This window comes from Aurantimonas sp. A2-1-M11, from assembly GCF_036549475.1.
Classification (GTDB): Bacteria; Pseudomonadota; Alphaproteobacteria; order Rhizobiales; family Rhizobiaceae; genus Aurantimonas.
On sequence record NZ_JAZHLI010000009.1, the window covers coordinates 48,004 to 66,725 of the forward strand.

The window sequence follows — 18,722 nt, forward strand, 5'->3', positions numbered from 1 at the left end:
CGCCCGGCCAGCCTAGCAAGACGCAATCGCCAATGCATCTCTTGAAAAACTCTGGCAACAATTGCCTGCCAGCTTGCCATCTTGCCCTCGGGAGCGGGCATCGAAACGCGGACGCCCGGCGGAGGAGCCGGTGTTGCGCGGACAGGTTGGCGCCTGGCGTCGACGGGAGGATGGATTGTGACTTCAGGCGAACGCCTTCTGGAGGTCCGCGACGTCTCGCTGCGCTTCGGCGGTGTGCGCGCCCTCAGCGACGTCAGCTTTCATGTCGAGACAGGCGAGCTGTTCTCGATCATCGGGCCGAACGGCGCCGGCAAGACGTCGATGCTCAACTGCATCTCCGGCCGCTACCGGCCGACCGAGGGCGACGTTCTCTACAAGGGCGGCTCGCTCCTGAAGCGCTCGATCAACGACCGTGCCAGCCTCGGCATCGGCCGCACCTTCCAGAACCTCGCCCTGTTCGGCCACATGAGCGTCCTCGACAACATCCTGGTCGGCCGCCACCATCGCCTGAAGAACAACCTCTTCACCGGCATGGCCTACTGGGTCGGCGGTGCCCGCACCGAGGAACTCGCCGAGCGGCGCCGGGTCGAGGAGATCATCGACTTCCTGGAAATCCAGCATGTGCGCGGCGAGCCGGCCGGCACCCTCTCCTACGGGCTCCGCAAGCGGGTGGAACTGGCCCGGGCCATGGCGATCGAGCCGGAGCTGATCCTGCTCGACGAGCCGATGGCCGGCATGAATCTCGAGGAAAAGGAAGACATCGCCCGCTACGTCGTCGCGCTGAACCAGGAGTTCGGCATGACAATCGTGATGATCGAGCATGACATGGGAGTCGTCATGGACCTGTCCGACCGGGTGATCGTGCTCGATTTCGGCAAGGTGATCTCCGCCGGCACGCCCGATCAGGTGCTGGCCGACGAGCATGTGAAGCGGGCCTATCTCGGCGAGGACGACGAGACGCTGGACGCGCTGGCGGCCGAGACGGGAGTACCGGCATGACCGCCGCGCTCGACGTCAGCGGCTCGGAATTCGCCTGGCCGGAGGACACGCCGGAGGTGAAGCAGGCCGCCGGCCTCGATACGCTGCCGAAGCTCCTGGCCCACAACGCCCTCCGCCATCCCAAGGCGATCGCCCAGCGCGAGAAGGAATTCGGCATCTGGGTGCCCTATGACTGGCAGAGCGTCGAGGCGCATGTCTCGCGCATGGCCGTCGGCTTCGCCGGGCTGGGCCTCGGTCCGGGCGACATCGTCGCGCTGATCGGCGACAACCGGCCCGAATGGGTGTGGGGCGAGGTCGCCGCCCATGCCTGCCGGGCCATGAGCCTCGGCATCTATCGCGACGCGCTGGAAGAGGAGATCCGCTACCTCTTCGACTATGCCCAGCCGAAGATCGTTGTCGCCGAGGACGAGGAGCAGGTCGACAAGCTGCTGGCGCTGGGCGATGCCATTCCGAGCGTCGTGGCCATCGTCTACACCGACCCCCGCGGCATGCGGAAATACGACGACCCGCGGCTGGTGCCGATCGAGGCGCTGGAAGCGGCGGGCAAGGACGCGCTCGACCTTTCGCCCAATCTGTGGCGCGACATGGTCGGCGCGACGCAGGGATCGGACGTGGCGATCCTGTGCACCACCTCCGGCACCACCGCCCATCCCAAGCTGGCGATGTGGACCAGCGAGGCCTTCATCGGCCACGCGGCGAGCTATCTGCGGGCCGATCCGCGCGGGCCGGACGACGAATATGTGGCGGTGCTGCCGCTCTCTTGGGTGATGGAGCAGATGTATTCCGTCGCCTGGAACTTCCTTGCCCGGATGAAGGTGAACTTTCCGGAGGAAGAGCAGACGACGATGGCCGATCTGCGCGAGATCGGGCCGACCTTCGTCCTGTTCTCGCCGCGCGTGTGGGAGACGGTCGCCGCCGACATCCGTGCCCGGATGATGGACAGCAAGCGCTGGAAGCGCGCGGTCTACGACTGGGGCGTGGCCAAGGGCATGGCCGCGGTGGCGAAGGGCGGCCATTCGGGCGCGGCCGATCTCGTCCTGTTCCGGCATCTGCGCGACCGGCTCGGCTTCACCAATCTCAAATCGGCCGCGACCGGCGGCGCCGCCATGGGGCCCGACACGTTCCGCTTCTTCCAGGCCATGGGCGTGCCGCTCAAGCAGCTCTACGGCCAGACCGAGGCGATGGGCGCGCACACCATCCACAAGGATGGCGAGGTCGACAACGAGACGGTCGGCTATCCCATGCCCGGTTGTGCGTTGAAGATCCGCGATCCCGACCCCGAAGGGCTCGGCGAGGTGCTGGTGAAGCATCCCAACATGATGAGCGGCTATTTCCGCAACGAGGCCGATTCCGCCGCGAGCCTCGACCCGGACGGCTGGTTCCAGACCGGCGACGCGGGCTACCTCACCGAGAAGCGCCACCTTGTCGTGATCGACCGGATCAAGGATCTGGCGACGACCGCCAGAGGCGTGCGCTTCTCGCCGCAGTTCATCGAGAACAAGCTGAAATTCTCGACCTATGTCGCCGAGGCGGTGATCCTCGGCAACAAGCGGCCATATCTGACCGCGATGATCTGCATCCGCTTCCCGATCCTGTCCAAATGGGCCGAGGAACGGCGGATCTCCTTCACCACCTATTCCGACCTGGCCGCCCGGCGCGAGGTCTACGACCTCTTGCGCGCCGAGGTGGAGCGGGTGAACGCCACGCTGCCCGCCCAGCAGCGGATCGCCCGGTTCCTGCTGCTCTACAAGGAACTGGATGCCGACGACGGCGAACTGACCCGCACCAAGAAGGTCCGGCGCAGCGTCATCGCGCAGAAATACGAGGACATCATCGCCCGCCTCTATTCCGGCGCCGACCATGTCGACGTCGATACGGTGATCCACTTCCAGGACGGCTCGAAGCAGCGGATCGTCACGACCCTGCCGATCGAGACCCTGGTGCCGGACGCGGGCCACAGGCAGGAGGCCGCCGAATGAACACCGATCTGCTTCTCCAGCTCGTCATCAACGGCGTCATCGTCGGCATGCTCTACGGCATCGTCGCGATGTGCTTCGTCCTGATCTACAAGTCGACGCAGGTGGTGAACTTCGCCCAGGGCGAGTTCGTCGTGCTCGGCGCCTGGGTGTGCCTCGCCCTCGTCGTCTCCCTCGGCCTGCCCTTCTGGCTGGCCTTCATCTTCTCGCTCGTCTTCATGACGCTGTTCGGCATCCTCGTGCAGGTGCTGCTGCTGCGCCCGCTCGTCGGCGAGCCGGTGATCTCCGTGATCATGGCGACGATCGGCCTGTCGATCTTCATGCGGGCGCTGATGAACTGGATCTTCGGCAACAATGCCGTGCGCTTTCCGCAGGTCTTCGACCAGAGCACCGTGTCCATCGGCGGCCTGAACGTGGAGACCGCCTATCTGATGAGCCTCGTGCTGTCGCTCATCGTCATGGCGATGTTCTTCTGGTTCTTCCGCTATTCGCGCTGGGGCCTGGCCATGCGCGCGACGGCCTACAACCAGCAGGTCGCCCAGTCGCTCGGCGTCAATGTCGGCCGCGTCTTCGCCATGGCCTGGGCTATCTCGGCGGTGGTCTCGGGGATCGCCGGCGTGGTCATCGGCCTCGTCAGCGCCGTGTCCAACTCGCTGGCGATCATCGGCATCAAGGTGTTCCCCGCGGTCATCGTCGGCGGGCTGGATTCCATCGTCGGCGCGATCGTCGGCGGCCTGACCATCGGGCTTCTGGAGAACCTCGCCGAATTCTTCGACGGCCAGTATCTGCAGGTCGGCAACATGTACCAGGTGGCGCCCTTCTACGTGCTGATCGTGATCCTGATGATCCGTCCCTACGGGCTGTTCGGCACGCCCGACATCGAGCGCATCTGATGGCCCACGTTCCCAATCCGCGCCCCGCCGGCGATTTCCGCACCAGCTACGCAGCCGACCAGTCGCTGTTCCGCACCCATTTCGAGCAATGGACGGTGGTCACGCTGGTCGTGCTCGTGGCGCTGATGCCGCTGGTGTTCGGTGGCTATGTGCTGTCGCAGATGATCCTGATCGGCATCTACGGGATCGCCGCGCTCGGGCTCAACGTGCTCACCGGCATGACCGGGCAGATCTCGCTCGGCCACGGCGCCTTCTTCGGCTTCGGCGCCTTCGCCTCGGCCTGGATCGCGTCGAAGGGCATCCCGGTGCTGATCGCCATCCCGCTGGCCGGCCTGATGACCACCGCCGTCGGCATGATCTTCGGCATTCCGGCGGCGCGGCTGAAGGGGCTCTATCTCGCCATCGCCACCCTCGCCTCGCAGTTCATCCTCGAGGACTTCTTCGGCCGGGCGGCCTGGTTCACCGGCGGCCCCTACGGCTCGCTCGCCGAGACAGCGACGCTGTTCGGCTTCCCACTGAACACCGACGAGCGGTATTTCTACCTCGTGCTGTTCTGGGTGGTGGTCTGCTTCGTGGCCGTCGCCAATCTCGCCCGCACCCGGGATGGCCGCGCGCTGGTGGCCGTGCGCGACCATTACCTGTCGGCCGAGATCATGGGCATCAACCTCACCCGCTACCGGATCATGTCCTTCGGCATCTCCAGCTTCTTCGCGGGCATCGGCGGCGCCCTCTACGGCCATTATCTCGGCTTCGTGTCGGGCGAAGGCTTCACCATCCTCTTGTCGATCGAGTTCCTGGCGATGATCATCATCGGCGGCCTCGGCTCGGTGTCGGGATCGCTGCTCGGCGCAGCGTTCATCCTGCTGCTGCCGCAGGTGATGGAGGTCTTCGCCAACGGCCTCGCCGACGTGTTCCCCGCGATTGCCCAGGGCACCGCCTACATCAAGCAGATGTCGGTGGGCGCGGCGATCATCCTGTTCCTCGTGATCGAGCCGGAAGGGCTGGTCCATCGCTGGCGGACGATGCGCGCCAGCTGGAAGCTCTTCCCCTTCTCGCACTAGAGCGCCGTGCGTCCGAGGGGACGCGCCCAGCGTGCTCTGGCTCTTTGAAACCAACCCGAACCCGGCGCAAGACCGGACGGGGCAGACGGGTCCGGCGGGCTTCGCGGCACCGCCGCCTTCGGATCGAACCAGTCCGCGAACGGGAGGAAAGACATGACGACCCTGAAGATCTTCGCCGGCGCGGCGCTCGCCGCCGGCACCATGCTCGGCTCCGCGCACGCGCAGGACAGCGTGCTCGTCGGCCATCTCGCCGACTATACCGGCCCGACGTCCTTCGTCGGCAAGCAGTACGCCCCCGGCGTCTCCGACGCCTTCAAGCAGATCAACGCCGATGGCGGCATCGACGGCACCATGGTCGAACTCGATACCGTCGACTACGCCTACAAGGTTCCAGAGGCGATCTCGCTCTACAAGCGCTGGGTCGGCAACGGCATGGTCGCGCTGCAGGGCTGGGGAACCGCCGACACCGAGGCGCTGATCACCTTCATCACCCGCGACGAGATCCCGAACATCTCGGGCTCCTATTCGGCCCATCTGACCGATCCGACCGGCAAGAACCCCAACACCAAGCTGCCGGCACCGTTCAACTTCTTCTACGGCCCGTCCTATTCCGACGCCTGCCGGGCCCTGGTGCAGTGGGCCTCCGAGGATGCCAAGGGCAAGGGCATCGACAACCCGACCTTCGTCCACACCGGTGACAACCACCCCTATCCCAATGCCCCCAAGGAAGCCTGCGCCACCTATGCCGAAGAGCTCGGCATGACCGTCGCGCCCCCGGTGGTGGTGCCGCTGGCGCCGGGCGACTTCAAGGCCCAGTGCCTGACGATCAAGGATACCGGCGCCCAGTATGTCTACATGGGCAATCTCGGCGGCTCGGTCGTCTCGCTGATCAAGTCCTGCAACACGGTCGGCGTCGAGGCGACCTACATGGGCAACCCCTGGGCCGGCGACTACCAGACCGTGGAAGCCGCCGAGGCGCAGAACCTGATCTTCCCGACCTCGACGCCGTTCTACGGCGCGGACGTGCCGGGCATGGCCCTGATCGAGACGATCATGGAGAACGGCGACGGCCAGGTCGGCGACCGACCGACCCATCACTATCTGCGCGGCGTCTGCGCGGCCTACTACATGAAGGAAGCCATGCAGTGGGCCAAGGCCAATGGCGGCATCACCGGCAAGGGCATCCGCGACGGCATGTACCAGAAGACCGACTGGGTGCCCGAGGGCCTTGATGGCGTGTGCCTTCCCTCGACCTGGACGCCCGAGGACCACCGCGGCCTGACGACCGTGGCGATCAATTCCGGCTCGATGGTCGACGGCAAGGCGGAGATCAAGGAGATCGCCGAAATCAACCTGGAGCGTCGCGACGACTGGCTGGGCCAGTAATCACGCCATCGCCGGCCGGGACGCCCAGCGCCCCGGCCGGCCGCATCCCTGCATCGAAAAGGGTCGTGCCATGACCGTCGCAGAGCCGATTCCCGCCTCCGCCCCGCAGCCCGCATCGGCGCCGGCCGAGGACATCCTCGCCCTGAATAATGTCGAGGTCGTCTTCAACGACGTCATCCTCGTCCTGCGCGGCATGTCGATGGCCGCCAAGCGCGGCCAGATCACGGCGCTGCTGGGTGCCAACGGCGCCGGCAAGTCGACGACGCTCAAGGCGATCGCCGGGCTGCTGCATACCGAGGACGGCGCCATCACCCGCGGCTCGGTCGCCTATGAGAGCCGCGACATCACGCGCATGTCGCCCGACCAGAAGGTGTGCAACGGCATCTTCCTGGTTATGGAGGGCCGCGGCATCGTCCAGGACATGACCATCACCGACAATCTGCGGCTCGGCGCCTTTACCCGTCCGAAGGCACGGATCCGCGAGGAGATCGAGCAGGTCTACGAATTCTTTCCGCGGCTGCGCGAACGCACCGGCCTCGCCGGCTACCTTTCCGGCGGCGAGCAGCAGATGCTGGCGATCGGCCGCGCGCTGATGGCCAAGCCGAAACTGATCCTCATGGACGAGCCGTCCATGGGCCTGTCGCCACTTCTCGTGAAGGAAGTCTTCGGGATCATCCGTCGGCTCAACCGCGAACTCGGCATCTCCATCCTCCTGGTCGAGCAGAACGCCAACATGGCGCTGAAGGCCGCCGACTACGGCTACATCATGGAGAACGGCAAGATCGTCCTCGACGGCACCGGCGCCGAGCTCGCCGACAACGAGGACGTCAAGGAGTTCTACCTCGGCGGCGGCGAGCGGCGGTCCTTCAAGAACGTCAAGAGCTTCAGGCGGCGCAAGAGATGGCTGTGATGGCACCCCGCCCCCTGCCCCAGACATGCACAGTCCGATCCCGGAAGGCGCCGGCATGAGCGACCATTTCGACGAGCGCGAGACCCGCGACCCTGCCGCCCGCGAGGCCGAGTTGTTCGAGCGCCTGCGCGCCCAGTTGCGCCATGCGATCGACGGCTCCCCCCATTACACGGCGAGCCTTGCGGAGATCGACCCCGACGCCATCGGCGACCGCACGGCGCTCGCAGACCTTCCGGTGCTCTACAAGTCCGACCTGATCGAGATGCAGGAGGCGCGGCCGCCCTTCGGCGGGCTGACCCCGCGCGGCTCGGGCGGCTTTCGCCGTCTGTTCCTGTCGCCCGGCCCGATCGTCGAGCCCGAGGCGGCCAGCGAGCACTGGCGCATGGCCCGGGCCCTGTTTGCCGCCGGTTTTCGCCGCAACGACATCGTGGCCAATTGCTTCGCCTATCACCTGACGCCGGCGGGCTTCATGTTCGACCACGCGGCAGCGGAAGTCGGCTGCGCAGTGTTTCCGGGCGGCGTCGGCAACACGGATGCGCAGGTCGAGGCGTTCGCCCGTCTCGGCGTTGTCGGCTATGTCGGCACACCGGACTTCCTCAAGATCATCCTCGAAAAGGCCGAGGAGGCAGGTGTGGCGCTCGGCTCGGTGACGAAGGCCCTGGTCAGCGGCGGCCCGCTGTTTCCCAATCTGCGTGAATGGTACGGCGCCCGCGGCATTGCCGTGCGCCAGTGCTACGGCACCGCCGAACTCGGGCTGATCGCCTATGAGGGTGCCGGCCCCGGCGACGGGCTCGTCATCGACGAGGACGCGCTGGTCGAGATCGTGCGGCCGGGCACCGGCGATCCCGTGCCCGACGGCGAGGTCGGGGAGGTCGTGGTGACGACCTTCAACGCGGCCTATCCGCTGATCCGCTTTTCCACCGGCGACCTGTCGGCGGTGCTTGCGGGGCAGAGCCCGTGCGGTCGCACCAACCGTCGGCTGAAGGGCTGGATGGGCCGCGCCGACCAGACCACCAAGGTGCGCGGCATGTTCGTGCATCCCCGCCAGGTGGCCAACATCGTCAGGCGGTTCCCGCAGATCACCCGGGCGCGGCTGGAGGTCGGCGAGGATGGCGGCCGCGACACGCTGCTTCTGCGCATCGAGAGCGCCGAACGCGGCGAGGCCTTCGCCGACAACGTCGCCGAGGCGATCCGCGCCGAATGCCGGGTGCGCGGGTCCGTCGCCTTTGCCGAGCCGGACGCCCTGCCGAACGACGGCAAGGTCATCGACGACAAGCGCACGCTCGGCGTCTGACCCGGGCAGCCGGCGCCTGCCCGCTCGGCGCAAGGCCAGCGGCGGAGAACCGGCCGGCACTCGGTCTCTCCAGCGTCGTGATGCTCAGCCGGCTGACGGGAAGGCCGCGTCGTAGGCGGCGACCGCCTTGTCGGCGCGGGCGCGGACCGTCGCCGCGTCGTCGCCCGGCTTGTAGAGCGACGAGCCCAGCCCGAAATGGCGGATTCCGATGGCGCCATAGGCGGCGAAATCGGCTTCCGACACGCCGCCGACGGCGCCCACCGGCAGATCCTTGGGCAGCACCGTGCCGATCGCCTTGATGCCGTTCGGCCCCAGCACGCTTGCGGGGAAGAACTTCAGGGCCGAGGCGCCGGCCGCGGCCGCCGCCAGCGCTTCGGTCGGCGTAAGGACGCCGGGCATCGTCACCATGCCGTGCACCGCGGCGCGCTGCAGCACCGCCGCGTCGACATTGGGACTGACCAGCAGCCGTCCGCCCGCCGCATGCAACCGGTCGGTATCGTCCGGCGTCAGCACCGTGCCGGCGCCGATCAGGACGCCTTCCGGCGCCATGCGCGCCGCCGCCGCGATGGAGTGGAACGGATCCGGCGAGTTCAGCGGAATCTCGATGGCCTCGAAGCCGGCCTCCAGAAGCGCGCCGACGACCGCCTCGCAATCTTCGGGCGGCAGGCCGCGCAGGATCGCGACGAGGTCGCGCGTCAGCTTTGGCCAGGGGGCGGAGCGAAGGTCTGTCATGCAAGGATCTCCCTGGCGGCGGCAAACAGGCCGCGGCGCACCGCCGCGTCCGCGTCGGCGGCCACGGCTTCGATGCCCGCCAGTTCGCACGCCGCCGAATAGATGTCGAGAAGGTGACCGGACGCCACCAGCGTCAGCGTCGGCGTCGCGCCGAAGCGGCTGCGGCCGCCGGCAAATTCGAGGCCGAGGACAAGGCCGGACAGCCGCGAACCACCGTCGCCGCCCCTGGCGGCGTCGAGCAGCCCTCCGGCCCGGATGGCGAACATCTGGCTGGTCGCCTCGGCGGGGTTGTCCAGCCCGGCCCGGAACCCTTCGGCAAAGCTCTGCCGGTCAAAGGGCGCGGCCGGATCGGCCACCGAATGGCGCAGGATCGTGTGTTTGGCCAGCGCCGCGAAGAGATCGCCGGTGATGAAGGTCGCGAAACCGGAAATGCGGCCGTTCTCCAGGGCAACCCATTTGGAATGGGTCCCCGGCAGGCAGACAAGATCAGGGTCGTCCCTGCCACCGGCCCGGTCCGGCAGGCCGAGGATCTGCGTTTCCTCGCCGCGCATCACGTCCGGCTGCCCGGCGGTACGCTGGGCGACGCCCGGCAGGATATGCACCGGCCGGTCGAGGCCGGGTACGCGGCAGGCGCTGGCTGCGATGGAAGCGGTGGTCGCCGGCGTATCCACATAGGGCGCCTCGACCCAGCCCTGGCGCGCGCCGACCATGCCGCAGGCGATGACCGGCAGGTTCGCATCGGCGCCGACGGCCGTCAGATGCGCTTCCAGGATCGCGGCAAAGCCGTCCGGCCCGGCGGAGACCATCCCCTCGCCGCTGCGGCGCTCGGCAAGGATCCGGCCGGTCTCGTCCAGCAGCCAGAGCCGGAAGCTGGTGGTGCCCCAGTCAACGGCCGCGCAATAGGCGTTCATGAAGTCTCCCGGTTCGGATCGTCGTAAAAAGGCGCGACCGTGCGGTGGCGGCCCAGCATGAAGGCGTCGGCGACGTGACGCAGCGGCGCGAGGTCCACGTCGGACCCGCCGCTCGCCACGAGATCGGCAAAGCGCGCATAGATGCCGGCATATTCGGCCTCGGGCGCATCGACCACCTGCTCCCCGCCGATCGACAGGCGGGCGCCGCCCGACGACAGGACCAGGTCACCGGCATCCGTCGCGACATGGATGTCCCAGGTCTGCGGGCCGGTCTGGCGCCAGTCGAACTCGGCGGTCATCGCCGCGCCCGATGCGCCGGAAAACTGCAGCGACGCCGCAATCGGCGCGGCGCGGTTGTCCGGGAATGCCAGTTCGCCGCCGGTCAGGAACACCGGTTCCGGCAGGATCGCCGTGACGATGGACAGGGCATTGATGCCGGGATCGAACACACCAAGACCGCCCGGCTCCCAGATCCAGTCCTGGCCCGGATGCCAGTGGCGCACATCTTCCTTCCACTCCACCTGCACCGACATCACTTGCCGCTCTGCCAGCCACTGGCGCGCCGGCTCGACGCCGGGCGCAAAGCGCGAATGCCAGGTGGCGAAGAGTGTCACGCCTTGCGCTTTCGCAAGGTCGGCCAGATGCGCGACCTCGGACAGGGTGGCACCCGGCGGCTTCTCCAGGAGCACGTGCTTGCCGCGCCGAAGGGCGTCCGCCGCCATGCCGTGGCGCACCTGCGGCGGCACGCAGAAGGCGACCGCCTCGATCTGCGGCATGGCGTCGAGCATCTCGCCCGGGGTGGCGAAGCTCGCGACCCCGTCGACGCCGGCGCTGCGGCTTGCGGTCGCGACCAGCTCGAAGGCCGGGTTCCGGCTGATCGCGGGGATGTGCTGGTCGCGGGCGATCTTGCCGACGCCGACGAGGCCGAGCCGGATCGGCGCGGTCATCGGCGCCCTGCCGGCATCCGGTCGCGGTGTCGGGCGTTGCCCCCGGCTTGTTGGCGCAGCACCCGGCTCACCCCTTGTTCTTGTTGTAGACGTCGAAGATGACGGCCAGGAGCAGGACGAGGCCCTTGATCACCTGCTGGTAGTCGATGCCGATGCCCAGGATCGACATGCCGTTGTTCATCACGCCCATGATGAAGGCGCCGATCACCGCGCCGACGATCGTGCCGACGCCGCCCGACATGGAGGCTCCGCCGATGAACACGGCGGCGATAACGTCCAGCTCGAAGCCGAGGCCGGCCTTGGGCGTGGCGGTGTTGAGGCGCGCGGCGAAGACCAGCCCGGCGAGCGCTGCCAGCATGCCCATGTTGGCGAAGGTCAGGAAGGTCAGCCGCTCGGTCTTGATGCCCGACAGCTTGGCCGCCTTCTCGTTGCCGCCGAGCGCATAGATGCGCCGGCCGATGGTCGTGCGGGCCGTGATGAAGGAATAGATTGCGATCAGGAGCGCCATGACGATCAGGACGTTGGGAAAACCCCGGAAGGTGGCCAGCATCCAGGCGAGATAGAGGATCGCGCCGACGACGATGGCGATGCGTGCCGCGAAGAACGCGAAGGGCTCGTCCTCGCCGCCATTGGCCTGGCTGCGCATGCGCGAGCGGATCGCCAGGAACAGGATCACCGCGGCCAGGACGATGCCGAGGCCGAGCGACAGCAGATTGATGTCTTCGCCGCCGAAGACGTCCGGCAGGAAGCCCGAGGAAATCAGCTGGAAGCCGCCGGGGAACGGCCCCACCGACTGGCCGGCCAGCAGCCAGAGGGTCAGGCCCTTGAAGACCAGCATGCCAGCCAGGGTCACGATGAAGGAAGGAATGCGCCAGTAGGCCACCCAGTAGCCCTGCATGGCGCCGATCACCGCGCCGACGAACAGGCAGATCACCCCGGCCAGGACGTAGTTCATCTCCCAGTTGACGATCATCACGGCGGCCAGCGCGCCAACGAAGCCCAGCACCGAGCCGACCGACAGGTCGATGTTGCCGGACACGATGACCAGCAGCATGCCCAGCGCCATGATGATGATGTAGCTGTTCTGCAGGACGAGGTTGGTCAGGTTGATCGGCTTCAGCAGGATACCGTCCGTCATGATCTGGAAGAAGGCCATGATGACGAGGAGCGCGACGAGGATGCCGTATTCGCGCATGTGCCTGCGCACGAAGCCCCAGGACGCGCCGGGGGCCGCCCGGTCCTTTTCCAGATCGATCTCTTGCGTCGCCTGTTCAGACATCGCTGTTTCCTCAGTTTCGGTGCCCGGCGCGGATGATCATCGCCATGATCTTCTCCTGCGTGGCTTCTGACGTGGGAAGTTCGCCAACGAAGCGGCCTTCGTTCATGACGTAGACGCGGTCGGTGATGCCGAGCAGTTCGGGCATCTCCGAGGAGATCACCACGATCGCCTTACCGCTGGCGGCGAGCTGCGCGATGATCGCGTAGATCTCGTACTTTGCGCCGACATCGATGCCGCGGGTCGGCTCGTCGAGGATCAGCACTTCCGGCCCGGCGAACAGCCATTTCGACAGCACTACCTTCTGCTGGTTGCCGCCGGACAGATTCACCACCTCCTGGCCGATGCTGGAACTCTTGATGCGGACGCGGTCGCGGTATTCGCGGGCGACGGCCGTCTCCTTCTCCGAATCGAGGACGATCCCGTTCGCCACGCCCGGCAGATTGGCCAGCGGAATGTTGTGCCGGATCGTCTCATCGAGGATGAGGCCATAGGTCTTGCGATCCTCGGTGACGTAGCAGAGGCCGTTGTCGATCGCCCGCGAAATGGTCGAGACGTCGACCTTGCGGCCGTCGATCTTCACCTCGCCGGAAATGTTGACGCCATAGGCGCGGCCGAAGAGGCTCATCGCCAGTTCCGTGCGCCCTGCCCCCATCAGGCCGGCGATGCCGACCACCTCGCCGCGCCGGACATGGAAGCTGACGTCGTCGACCACCTTGCGGTCGGAATGGATGGGGTGATGCGCCGTCCAGTGGGAAACTTCCAGGACAGTCTCGCCGATCCGTGGCTCGCGCGGCGGATAGCGGTCGGTCAGGCTGCGGCCGACCATGTCGCGGATGATGTCGGCCTCGCTGATGGCGCCACTGCTGCAGTCGAGGGTGGATACGGCGCTGCCGTCGCGCAGGACGGTGATGGTGTCGGCGACCCGCGAGATCTCGTTCAGCTTGTGGGAGATCAGGATCGAGGAGATGCCCCGCGCCTTGAACTCCAGGAGCAGCTTCAGCAGCGCTTCGGAATCGGTCTCGTTGAGGCTGGAGGTCGGCTCGTCGAGGATGAGCAGCTTCACCTCCTTGGACAGCGCCTTGGCGATCTCCACGAGTTGCTGCTTGCCGAGCCCGATGTCGGTGACCCGCGTCGTCGGCGATTCCTTCAGGCCAACCTTGGCGAGCAGTTCGCGGGTGCGCGAGAAGGTCTCGTCCCAGTCGATGATGCCCTTTGACGCCCGCTCGTTGCCCAGGAAGATGTTCTCGGCGATCGACAGGAGCGGCACCAGGGCCAGCTCCTGATGGATGATGATGATGCCGAGCCGTTCGGAATCGGAGATTCCCGAGAACCGGCATTCCTCGCCCTGATAGGTGATGGCGCCGTCATAGGAGCCGTGCGGATAGACCCCGGACAACACCTTCATCAGCGTCGACTTGCCTGCCCCGTTCTCGCCGACGAGGGCGTGGATCTCGCCGGCCTCGACGCTGAGGCTGACATCGTCCAGCGCCTTCACACCGGGGAAGGTCTTGGTGATGTTGCGCATTTCCAGGATGGTCGTCATTGCGGCTCTTCCGGCAGATCGGCAGCCTCGAGCGGCGCCTCGATCCGAATGGACGCGGCCCTGCGGCCGTCGGTCCTTGGGCCGCGGCCGATCGTTCGGCCGCGGCATGGACAGGACGGGCGCCCGGGCGCCCGCCGGATCGACCTACTTGATCTGGTCTTCGGTGTAGTAGCCGCTGCCGACCAGCACCTCTTCCCAGTTCTCCTCGGTCACGAGGACCGGCTTGAGCAGATAGGACGGCACGACCTTGACACCGTTGTCGTAGGTCTCGGTGTCGTTGACCTCGGGCTCGTTGCCCTGCAGCACGGCGTCGACCATGTTGACGGTCACCCTGGCGAGCTCGCGGGTGTCCTTGAAGATGGTCGAGTACTGGTCGCCGCGCAGGATCGCCTTGACCGAGGGAACTTCGGCATCCTGGCCGGAAACGATCGGCATCTGCTGGTCGCCCGAGCCGTAGCCGATGCCCTTCAGCGAGGAGATGATGCCGATCGACAGGCCGTCATAGGGCGACAGCACCCCATGAATGGTCTTGTCACCGGTGTAGTTGGCGGACAGGAGATTATCCATCCGGGCCTGGGCCACCGAGCCGTCCCAGCGCAGGGTGCCGACCGTGTCCATACCCATCTGGCCGGATGGGATGGCGATCTTGCCTTCGTCGATCAGCGGCTGCAGCACGCTCATGCCGCCGTCGTAGAAGAAGTAGGCATTGTTGTCGTCCGGCGAGCCGCCGAACAGCTCGACATTCCACGTCTCGGCGTCGGGGAAGCGCTGCTCCAGCCCGGCGACCAGCGATTCCGCCTGCTGCACGCCGACCTGGTAATTGTCGAAGGTGGCGTAATAGTCGACATTCTCCGAGTCTCGGATCAGGCGGTCATAGGCGATGACCGGAATGTCCATTGCCGCGGCATTGGCGAGGACGTTCGACAGCGTGGTGCCGTCGATCGAGGCGACGACCAGCGCGTTGACGCCCTTGGTCACCATGTTCTCGATCTGGGCGAGCTGGTTGGGGATGTCGTCCTCGGCATATTGCAGGTCGGTGGCGTAGCCGGCGGCCTCGAACTGCTTGACCATGTTCTCGCCGTCGGCAATCCAGCGGGCCGAGGACTTGGTCGGCATGGAGATCCCCACCGTGCCCTTGTCCTGCGCGGCCGCACCGTATGGCGCGGACAGGGCCACGACCGTCGCGGCAAGCCCGGCGATCAGCGTTTTCGTCACATTCATGATTGTCCTCCCTGGACCTTGTTTCGGCGCATGACGCGCCCCTGGCAGAGCTTCCCTCACGGCGCGGGTCGCGCGCCGTGCTCGCTTTCGCGTTCGCCGGCATCGGTGACGCCGGCTTCGCCCGCATCTTTCGCCTCCTCGCCACCATCGGCGTAGAGGGCGAGGATGACATCGTTGAAGGCGCTCTCGATGAGCCTTCGCATGAACAGTTCTGCCGCCTCCCTGTCGCCAGCGATGATCGCGTCACTGACGCGGCTGTGCTGGCGCAGCGTCTCCTCCTGCGGATTCTGTCGCCAGGACAGGGAGAAGGAGATCGACAGGCTGCGCTCGATCATCGCGCCCAGCGACACCAGCATCGGGTTGCCGGTGGCTTCCAGGATCACCCGGTGGAAGGCGAGATCGGCCGCGATGAGCTCCGGCGAGCCACGCGGATTGTCCCGCATGCCGGCCAGCGCCGCCTCGAGCCGCGAAACCTGGTCGCGCGTGATCCGCTCGCAGGCGAGCCGCGCGGCCTGGGGCTCGTTGATCAGCCGCATCTCGTAGAGGGATTCGATGAAGGGCCGGCGGATGGCGGCGGTCAGGTGCCAGCCCATCACGTCCGGATCGAGCATGTTCCACTCGATCCGCTCGCGCACCTTCGTGCCGACCTTCGGGCCGACGCTGACCAGCCCCTTGGCCGCGAGGTGGCGGACGGCTTCGCGCACCACGGTCCGCGAGACCCCGTATTGTGACTGCAATTCCTTTTCCGTGGGCAGCACTTCGCCGCAGGCCAGCCCGCCCGACGCGATCCGGCGGCCGAATGTGGCTGCCAGGCTCATGGTGCGGTTGGCCCGCTCGCCATGCATCGTCCGCGCGTTCGCTGAAATCACCCTTGCCGAGCCTCCTCCTGCAATGGTCGGATGATTGCCCGAAGTCGGGCACCAAGGCAATCGTCAATTGCTGCGACGGTGGTCTATAATCGTACCTTACGGAAATGGTCGCCGGCGTCCGCGCTTGAAGCGCGTACCGGCACACATGGCCGCGATGCCTGCTGATCCGGGGCCGCGTGGCACCGGATCAACGTATACATTGCGCCGGGCGGGTGGATATGGCATCCCAGCTGGATCACGCGACCGGTCGAGGCTGCGCGCGTCGGTGCGCGGAAATGGGACGATCCGCGCGGCTCCTGGGAGGGAATGGCATGAACCGTATCGATCTCGAAGGCCGGACCGCCATCATCACCGGCGGCGCGCGCGGCATCGGCTTTGCCGCGGCCGAGCGGATCGTCGAGAGCGGCGGATCCGTCATCCTGTGGGACGTCGACGGTGCGGCGGTCGAGACAGCGGTGCGCGAGCTGGGCGACCGGGCCAGCGGAACCGCCGTCGAACTGACAGACGAGGCAGCCGTCGCCGCGGCGACTCGCCAGGCGCTGGACGCGGCGGGCAAGATCGACATTCTGGTCAACAATGCCGGCATCACAGGCGGTAACGGCAAGACCTGGGAGCTGACGCCCGACATCTGGCGCAAGACCATCGAGGTCAATCTGATCGCGCCCTACCTGACCAGCCGCGCCGTGGTGCCGGTGATGATGGGGGCGGGCTACGGCCGGATCATCAACGTCGCCTCGATCGCCGGCAAAGAAGGCAATCCCAATGCCTCGCATTATTCGGCGTCGAAGGCCGGGCTGATCGGCCTGACCAAGTCGCTGGGCAAGGAACTCGCCGGCACCGGCATCCTCGTCAACTGCATCACCCCTGCTGCCGCGCGCACGTCGATCTTCGACCAGATGAGCAAGGAGCATATCGACTTCATGTTGTCGAAGATCCCGCTGCAGCGTTTCCTCGAGCCGGCCGAAGTCGCGGCGATGATCGCCTGGCTCGCCTCGGAGGACTGCTCTTTCTCGACCGGCGCGGTGTTCGACATTTCCGGCGGCCGCGCCGTCTACTGATCCACCGACAGACCCTTCACAGACACGCTCGACAACGCGAAAGGACGCCATGAAACTCGTTCGCTACGGCCCCGCAGGCCAGGAAAAACCCGGCATGATCGACGCTGCCGGTACATTGCGCGATCTCTCCGGCCAGATTGCCGACATTGCCGGTGACGTCCTGTCCGATTCCGGCCTTGCCAGGCTCGCCGCGCTCGACCCGGCCTCGCTGCCGGCCGTCGACGGCTCGCCGCGCCTCGGCCCCTGCGTCGGCCAGATCAGCAAGATCCTGTGCATCGGCCTGAACTATTCCGACCATGCCGCCGAGACCGGCGCCGAGCCGCCCTCGGAGCCCATCGTCTTCGCCAAGGCGCTGAACGCCCTGTGCGGCCCGAACGACGATGTCGAGATGCCGCGCAACTCGCAGGCACTCGACTGGGAGGTGGAACTGGCCGTCGTCATCGGCACGAAGGCGAAATACGTCTCGGAAGCGGACGCGATGAACCACGTCGCGGGCTTTGCCGTGATGAACGACGTCTCGGAGCGCGACTTCCAGACCAAGCGCATGGGCCAGTGGACCAAGGGCAAGAGCCACGACACCTTCGGCCCGCTCGGCCCCTGGCTGGTCACGCGCGATCAGGTCGCGGACCCGCATAACCTCGCCATGTGGCTCGATGTCAACGGCGAGCGCCGCCAGACCGGCAACACCAACACGCTGATCTTCAACGTGCCGCATGTGGTGTCGTACCTGTCGCAGTTCATGACGCTGATGCCGGGCGACGTCATCTCCACCGGCACGCCTCCGGGCGTCGGCATGGGCATGAAGCCGCCGCGCTACCTGAAGGTCGGCGACACGATGACACTCGGCATCGAGGGCCTGGGCGAGCAGAAGCAGACCGTCATCGCCACCTGATCGACCGCGACGTGACGTGACAAGGCCTCCGTCGCGCTCGGCGCGGCGGAGGCCTTTTGCATTCAGGCAGTGAAGCATGAACGACGCGGCGGACCGTCCTGGTCGCCGCGCAAGCCGGTGTCGGCGCTCTAGACGACCTGGGCCGTCCAGGCGACGATCTCGGCCGAGATGCGTTCGAACGCGGCGTCCAGCGCCGCGACGAACGCCGGATTGCCGGTGCCGACGACCGGGGCCTGCGCATTGAAGATGCGCGTGCGTATGACGGAGCCGTTGCGGTCGTTGAGCACCTTCACCGAAATCTGCACCTCAGCCGTCGCCGCGCCGGTCACATCCACCTCGAAGCGGCGGATCTCCATGAGCAGCTGGTAGTCGATCGCCAGGCCCTGGCCCGGCACGCCGACGGCGCCGATTGCGGCCGTGTTCTCGAACGCCTGCAGGAGACGCAGCTGGACCAGACGCGGCAGCCGGTCGCTCCACTGGCTTTCGCCGAGGAACTGGATCGAATTGGGCGACGGCTTGATGATAATCCGCTTGCTGTCGATCGTCTCGACGGCCGTCGGCTCGGGAATGAGGAGCTGGCGCCGGGACGGGCCGTCCCGCGGTTCGCCGAGTGGCGGCGGCGAAATCTCGTAGGTGTCCGGCGGGGTCGACGCGCAGGCCGCCAGTCCGAGCGCCAGAAGCGCGACCAAGCTCGATTTCAATGCTGCGCGCATGGACTCATATACCTTGCTTCGGTCGCCGACAGCCCAAG

At 66.8% G+C, this 18,722-nt stretch carries 17 protein-coding genes; 9 read left to right on the forward strand and 8 right to left on the reverse strand.

The features are described from left to right. Positions 1-177 precede the first annotated feature (177 nt). The 7 genes from VQ042_RS06250 (at position 178) to VQ042_RS06280 (ending at position 8,519) form a co-directional block, all read left to right on the forward strand. Complete coding sequence (locus VQ042_RS06250; protein WP_331816690.1) at positions 178-999, forward strand: ABC transporter ATP-binding protein; 822 nt, start codon at positions 178-180, stop codon at positions 997-999. Continuing rightward, a complete protein-coding gene (locus VQ042_RS06255; protein ID WP_331816692.1) occupies positions 996-2,978 on the forward strand; it encodes an AMP-binding protein in 1,983 nt (660 codons plus the stop codon). The genes VQ042_RS06250 and VQ042_RS06255 overlap by 4 nt, the downstream gene beginning before the upstream one ends. Next, entirely contained in the window at positions 2,975-3,868 is an 894-nt protein-coding gene (locus VQ042_RS06260) for a branched-chain amino acid ABC transporter permease (protein ID WP_331816694.1), read from the forward strand. The genes VQ042_RS06255 and VQ042_RS06260 overlap by 4 nt, the downstream gene beginning before the upstream one ends. Continuing rightward, positions 3,868-4,929 carry a branched-chain amino acid ABC transporter permease gene (locus VQ042_RS06265; protein WP_331816696.1) on the forward strand — a complete coding sequence of 354 codons (1,062 nt, stop codon included), beginning with the start codon at positions 3,868-3,870 and terminating at the stop codon, positions 4,927-4,929. The genes VQ042_RS06260 and VQ042_RS06265 overlap by 1 nt, the downstream gene beginning before the upstream one ends. A 153-nt stretch (positions 4,930-5,082) precedes the next feature. Then, entirely contained in the window at positions 5,083-6,315 is a 1,233-nt protein-coding gene (locus VQ042_RS06270) for an ABC transporter substrate-binding protein (protein WP_331816697.1), read from the forward strand. 70 nt (positions 6,316-6,385) lie between these two features. Next, a complete protein-coding gene (locus tag VQ042_RS06275; protein WP_331816698.1) occupies positions 6,386-7,225 on the forward strand; it encodes an ABC transporter ATP-binding protein in 840 nt (279 codons plus the stop codon). A gap of 55 nt (positions 7,226-7,280) precedes the next feature. Next, positions 7,281-8,519 (forward strand): phenylacetate--CoA ligase family protein, encoded by a 1,239-nt coding sequence (locus VQ042_RS06280; protein WP_331816699.1) that lies wholly within the window; start codon positions 7,281-7,283, stop codon positions 8,517-8,519. A gap of 84 nt (positions 8,520-8,603) precedes the next feature. Here VQ042_RS06280 and VQ042_RS06285 read toward each other — a convergent pair whose 3' ends face one another. From VQ042_RS06285 to VQ042_RS06315, 7 genes are all read right to left on the reverse strand, one after another. Next, positions 8,604-9,251, reverse strand: coding sequence for a 2-dehydro-3-deoxy-6-phosphogalactonate aldolase (locus tag VQ042_RS06285; protein ID WP_331816700.1), 648 nt, complete (start codon positions 9,249-9,251; stop codon positions 8,604-8,606). Then, entirely contained in the window at positions 9,248-10,162 is a 915-nt protein-coding gene (locus VQ042_RS06290; RefSeq protein WP_331816702.1) for a 2-dehydro-3-deoxygalactonokinase, read from the reverse strand. Before VQ042_RS06290 ends, VQ042_RS06285 begins: the two co-directional genes overlap by 4 nt. Next, positions 10,159-11,109, reverse strand: a complete 951-nt coding sequence (locus tag VQ042_RS06295; RefSeq protein ID WP_331816704.1) for a Gfo/Idh/MocA family protein — start codon at positions 11,107-11,109, stop codon at positions 10,159-10,161. The genes VQ042_RS06290 and VQ042_RS06295 overlap by 4 nt, the downstream gene beginning before the upstream one ends. Positions 11,110-11,176: 67 nt before the next feature. Next, entirely contained in the window at positions 11,177-12,388 is a 1,212-nt protein-coding gene (gene mmsB, locus VQ042_RS06300) for a multiple monosaccharide ABC transporter permease (RefSeq protein ID WP_442880045.1), read from the reverse strand. Positions 12,389-12,398: 10 nt separating this feature from the next. Further along, complete coding sequence (gene mmsA, locus VQ042_RS06305) at positions 12,399-13,931, reverse strand: multiple monosaccharide ABC transporter ATP-binding protein (RefSeq protein ID WP_331816706.1); 1,533 nt, start codon at positions 13,929-13,931, stop codon at positions 12,399-12,401. A gap of 144 nt (positions 13,932-14,075) precedes the next feature. After that, complete coding sequence (chvE, locus tag VQ042_RS06310; RefSeq protein ID WP_331816708.1) at positions 14,076-15,152, reverse strand: multiple monosaccharide ABC transporter substrate-binding protein; 1,077 nt, start codon at positions 15,150-15,152, stop codon at positions 14,076-14,078. Between the two features lie 56 nt (positions 15,153-15,208). Next, on the reverse strand, positions 15,209-16,021 hold the full coding sequence (locus VQ042_RS06315; protein ID WP_331816710.1) for a FadR/GntR family transcriptional regulator: 813 nt from the start codon (positions 16,019-16,021) through the stop codon (positions 15,209-15,211). Positions 16,022-16,332: 311 nt separating this feature from the next. Between VQ042_RS06315 and VQ042_RS06320 the strand changes: the two genes are divergently transcribed. Then, on the forward strand, positions 16,333-17,079 hold the full coding sequence (locus VQ042_RS06320; protein WP_331816712.1) for an SDR family NAD(P)-dependent oxidoreductase: 747 nt from the start codon (positions 16,333-16,335) through the stop codon (positions 17,077-17,079). Between the two features lie 49 nt (positions 17,080-17,128). Beyond that, positions 17,129-17,971 carry a fumarylacetoacetate hydrolase family protein gene (locus tag VQ042_RS06325; protein WP_331816714.1) on the forward strand — a complete coding sequence of 281 codons (843 nt, stop codon included), beginning with the start codon at positions 17,129-17,131 and terminating at the stop codon, positions 17,969-17,971. Positions 17,972-18,099: 128 nt separating this feature from the next. Here VQ042_RS06325 and VQ042_RS06330 read toward each other — a convergent pair whose 3' ends face one another. Further along, positions 18,100-18,684 (reverse strand): ABC-type transport auxiliary lipoprotein family protein, encoded by a 585-nt coding sequence (locus VQ042_RS06330; protein WP_331816716.1) that lies wholly within the window; start codon positions 18,682-18,684, stop codon positions 18,100-18,102. Between the last annotated feature and the right edge of the window lie 38 nt (positions 18,685-18,722).

What these genes read in the sequence shown, in the direction of transcription:
- VQ042_RS06255 (WP_331816692.1), top strand. Translation starts at nt 996, where the DNA reads ATGACCGCCGCGCTCGACGTCAGCGGCTCGGAATTCGCCTGGCCGGAG.
- VQ042_RS06260 (WP_331816694.1), top strand. Translation starts at nt 2,975, where the DNA reads ATGAACACCGATCTGCTTCTCCAGCTCGTCATCAACGGCGTCATCGTC.
- VQ042_RS06265 (WP_331816696.1), top strand. Translation starts at nt 3,868, where the DNA reads ATGGCCCACGTTCCCAATCCGCGCCCCGCCGGCGATTTCCGCACCAGC.
- VQ042_RS06270 (WP_331816697.1), top strand. Translation starts at nt 5,083, where the DNA reads ATGACGACCCTGAAGATCTTCGCCGGCGCGGCGCTCGCCGCCGGCACC.
- VQ042_RS06275 (WP_331816698.1), top strand. Translation starts at nt 6,386, where the DNA reads ATGACCGTCGCAGAGCCGATTCCCGCCTCCGCCCCGCAGCCCGCATCG.
- VQ042_RS06280 (WP_331816699.1), top strand. Translation starts at nt 7,281, where the DNA reads ATGAGCGACCATTTCGACGAGCGCGAGACCCGCGACCCTGCCGCCCGC.
- VQ042_RS06285 (WP_331816700.1), bottom strand. Translation starts at nt 9,251, where the DNA reads ATGACAGACCTTCGCTCCGCCCCCTGGCCAAAGCTGACGCGCGACCTC.
- VQ042_RS06290 (WP_331816702.1), bottom strand. Translation starts at nt 10,162, where the DNA reads ATGAACGCCTATTGCGCGGCCGTTGACTGGGGCACCACCAGCTTCCGG.
- VQ042_RS06295 (WP_331816704.1), bottom strand. Translation starts at nt 11,109, where the DNA reads ATGACCGCGCCGATCCGGCTCGGCCTCGTCGGCGTCGGCAAGATCGCC.
- mmsB (WP_442880045.1), bottom strand. Translation starts at nt 12,388, where the DNA reads ATGTCTGAACAGGCGACGCAAGAGATCGATCTGGAAAAGGACCGGGCG.
- mmsA (WP_331816706.1), bottom strand. Translation starts at nt 13,931, where the DNA reads ATGACGACCATCCTGGAAATGCGCAACATCACCAAGACCTTCCCCGGT.
- chvE (WP_331816708.1), bottom strand. Translation starts at nt 15,152, where the DNA reads ATGAATGTGACGAAAACGCTGATCGCCGGGCTTGCCGCGACGGTCGTG.
- VQ042_RS06320 (WP_331816712.1), top strand. Translation starts at nt 16,333, where the DNA reads ATGAACCGTATCGATCTCGAAGGCCGGACCGCCATCATCACCGGCGGC.
- VQ042_RS06325 (WP_331816714.1), top strand. Translation starts at nt 17,129, where the DNA reads ATGAAACTCGTTCGCTACGGCCCCGCAGGCCAGGAAAAACCCGGCATG.
- VQ042_RS06330 (WP_331816716.1), bottom strand. Translation starts at nt 18,684, where the DNA reads ATGCGCGCAGCATTGAAATCGAGCTTGGTCGCGCTTCTGGCGCTCGGA.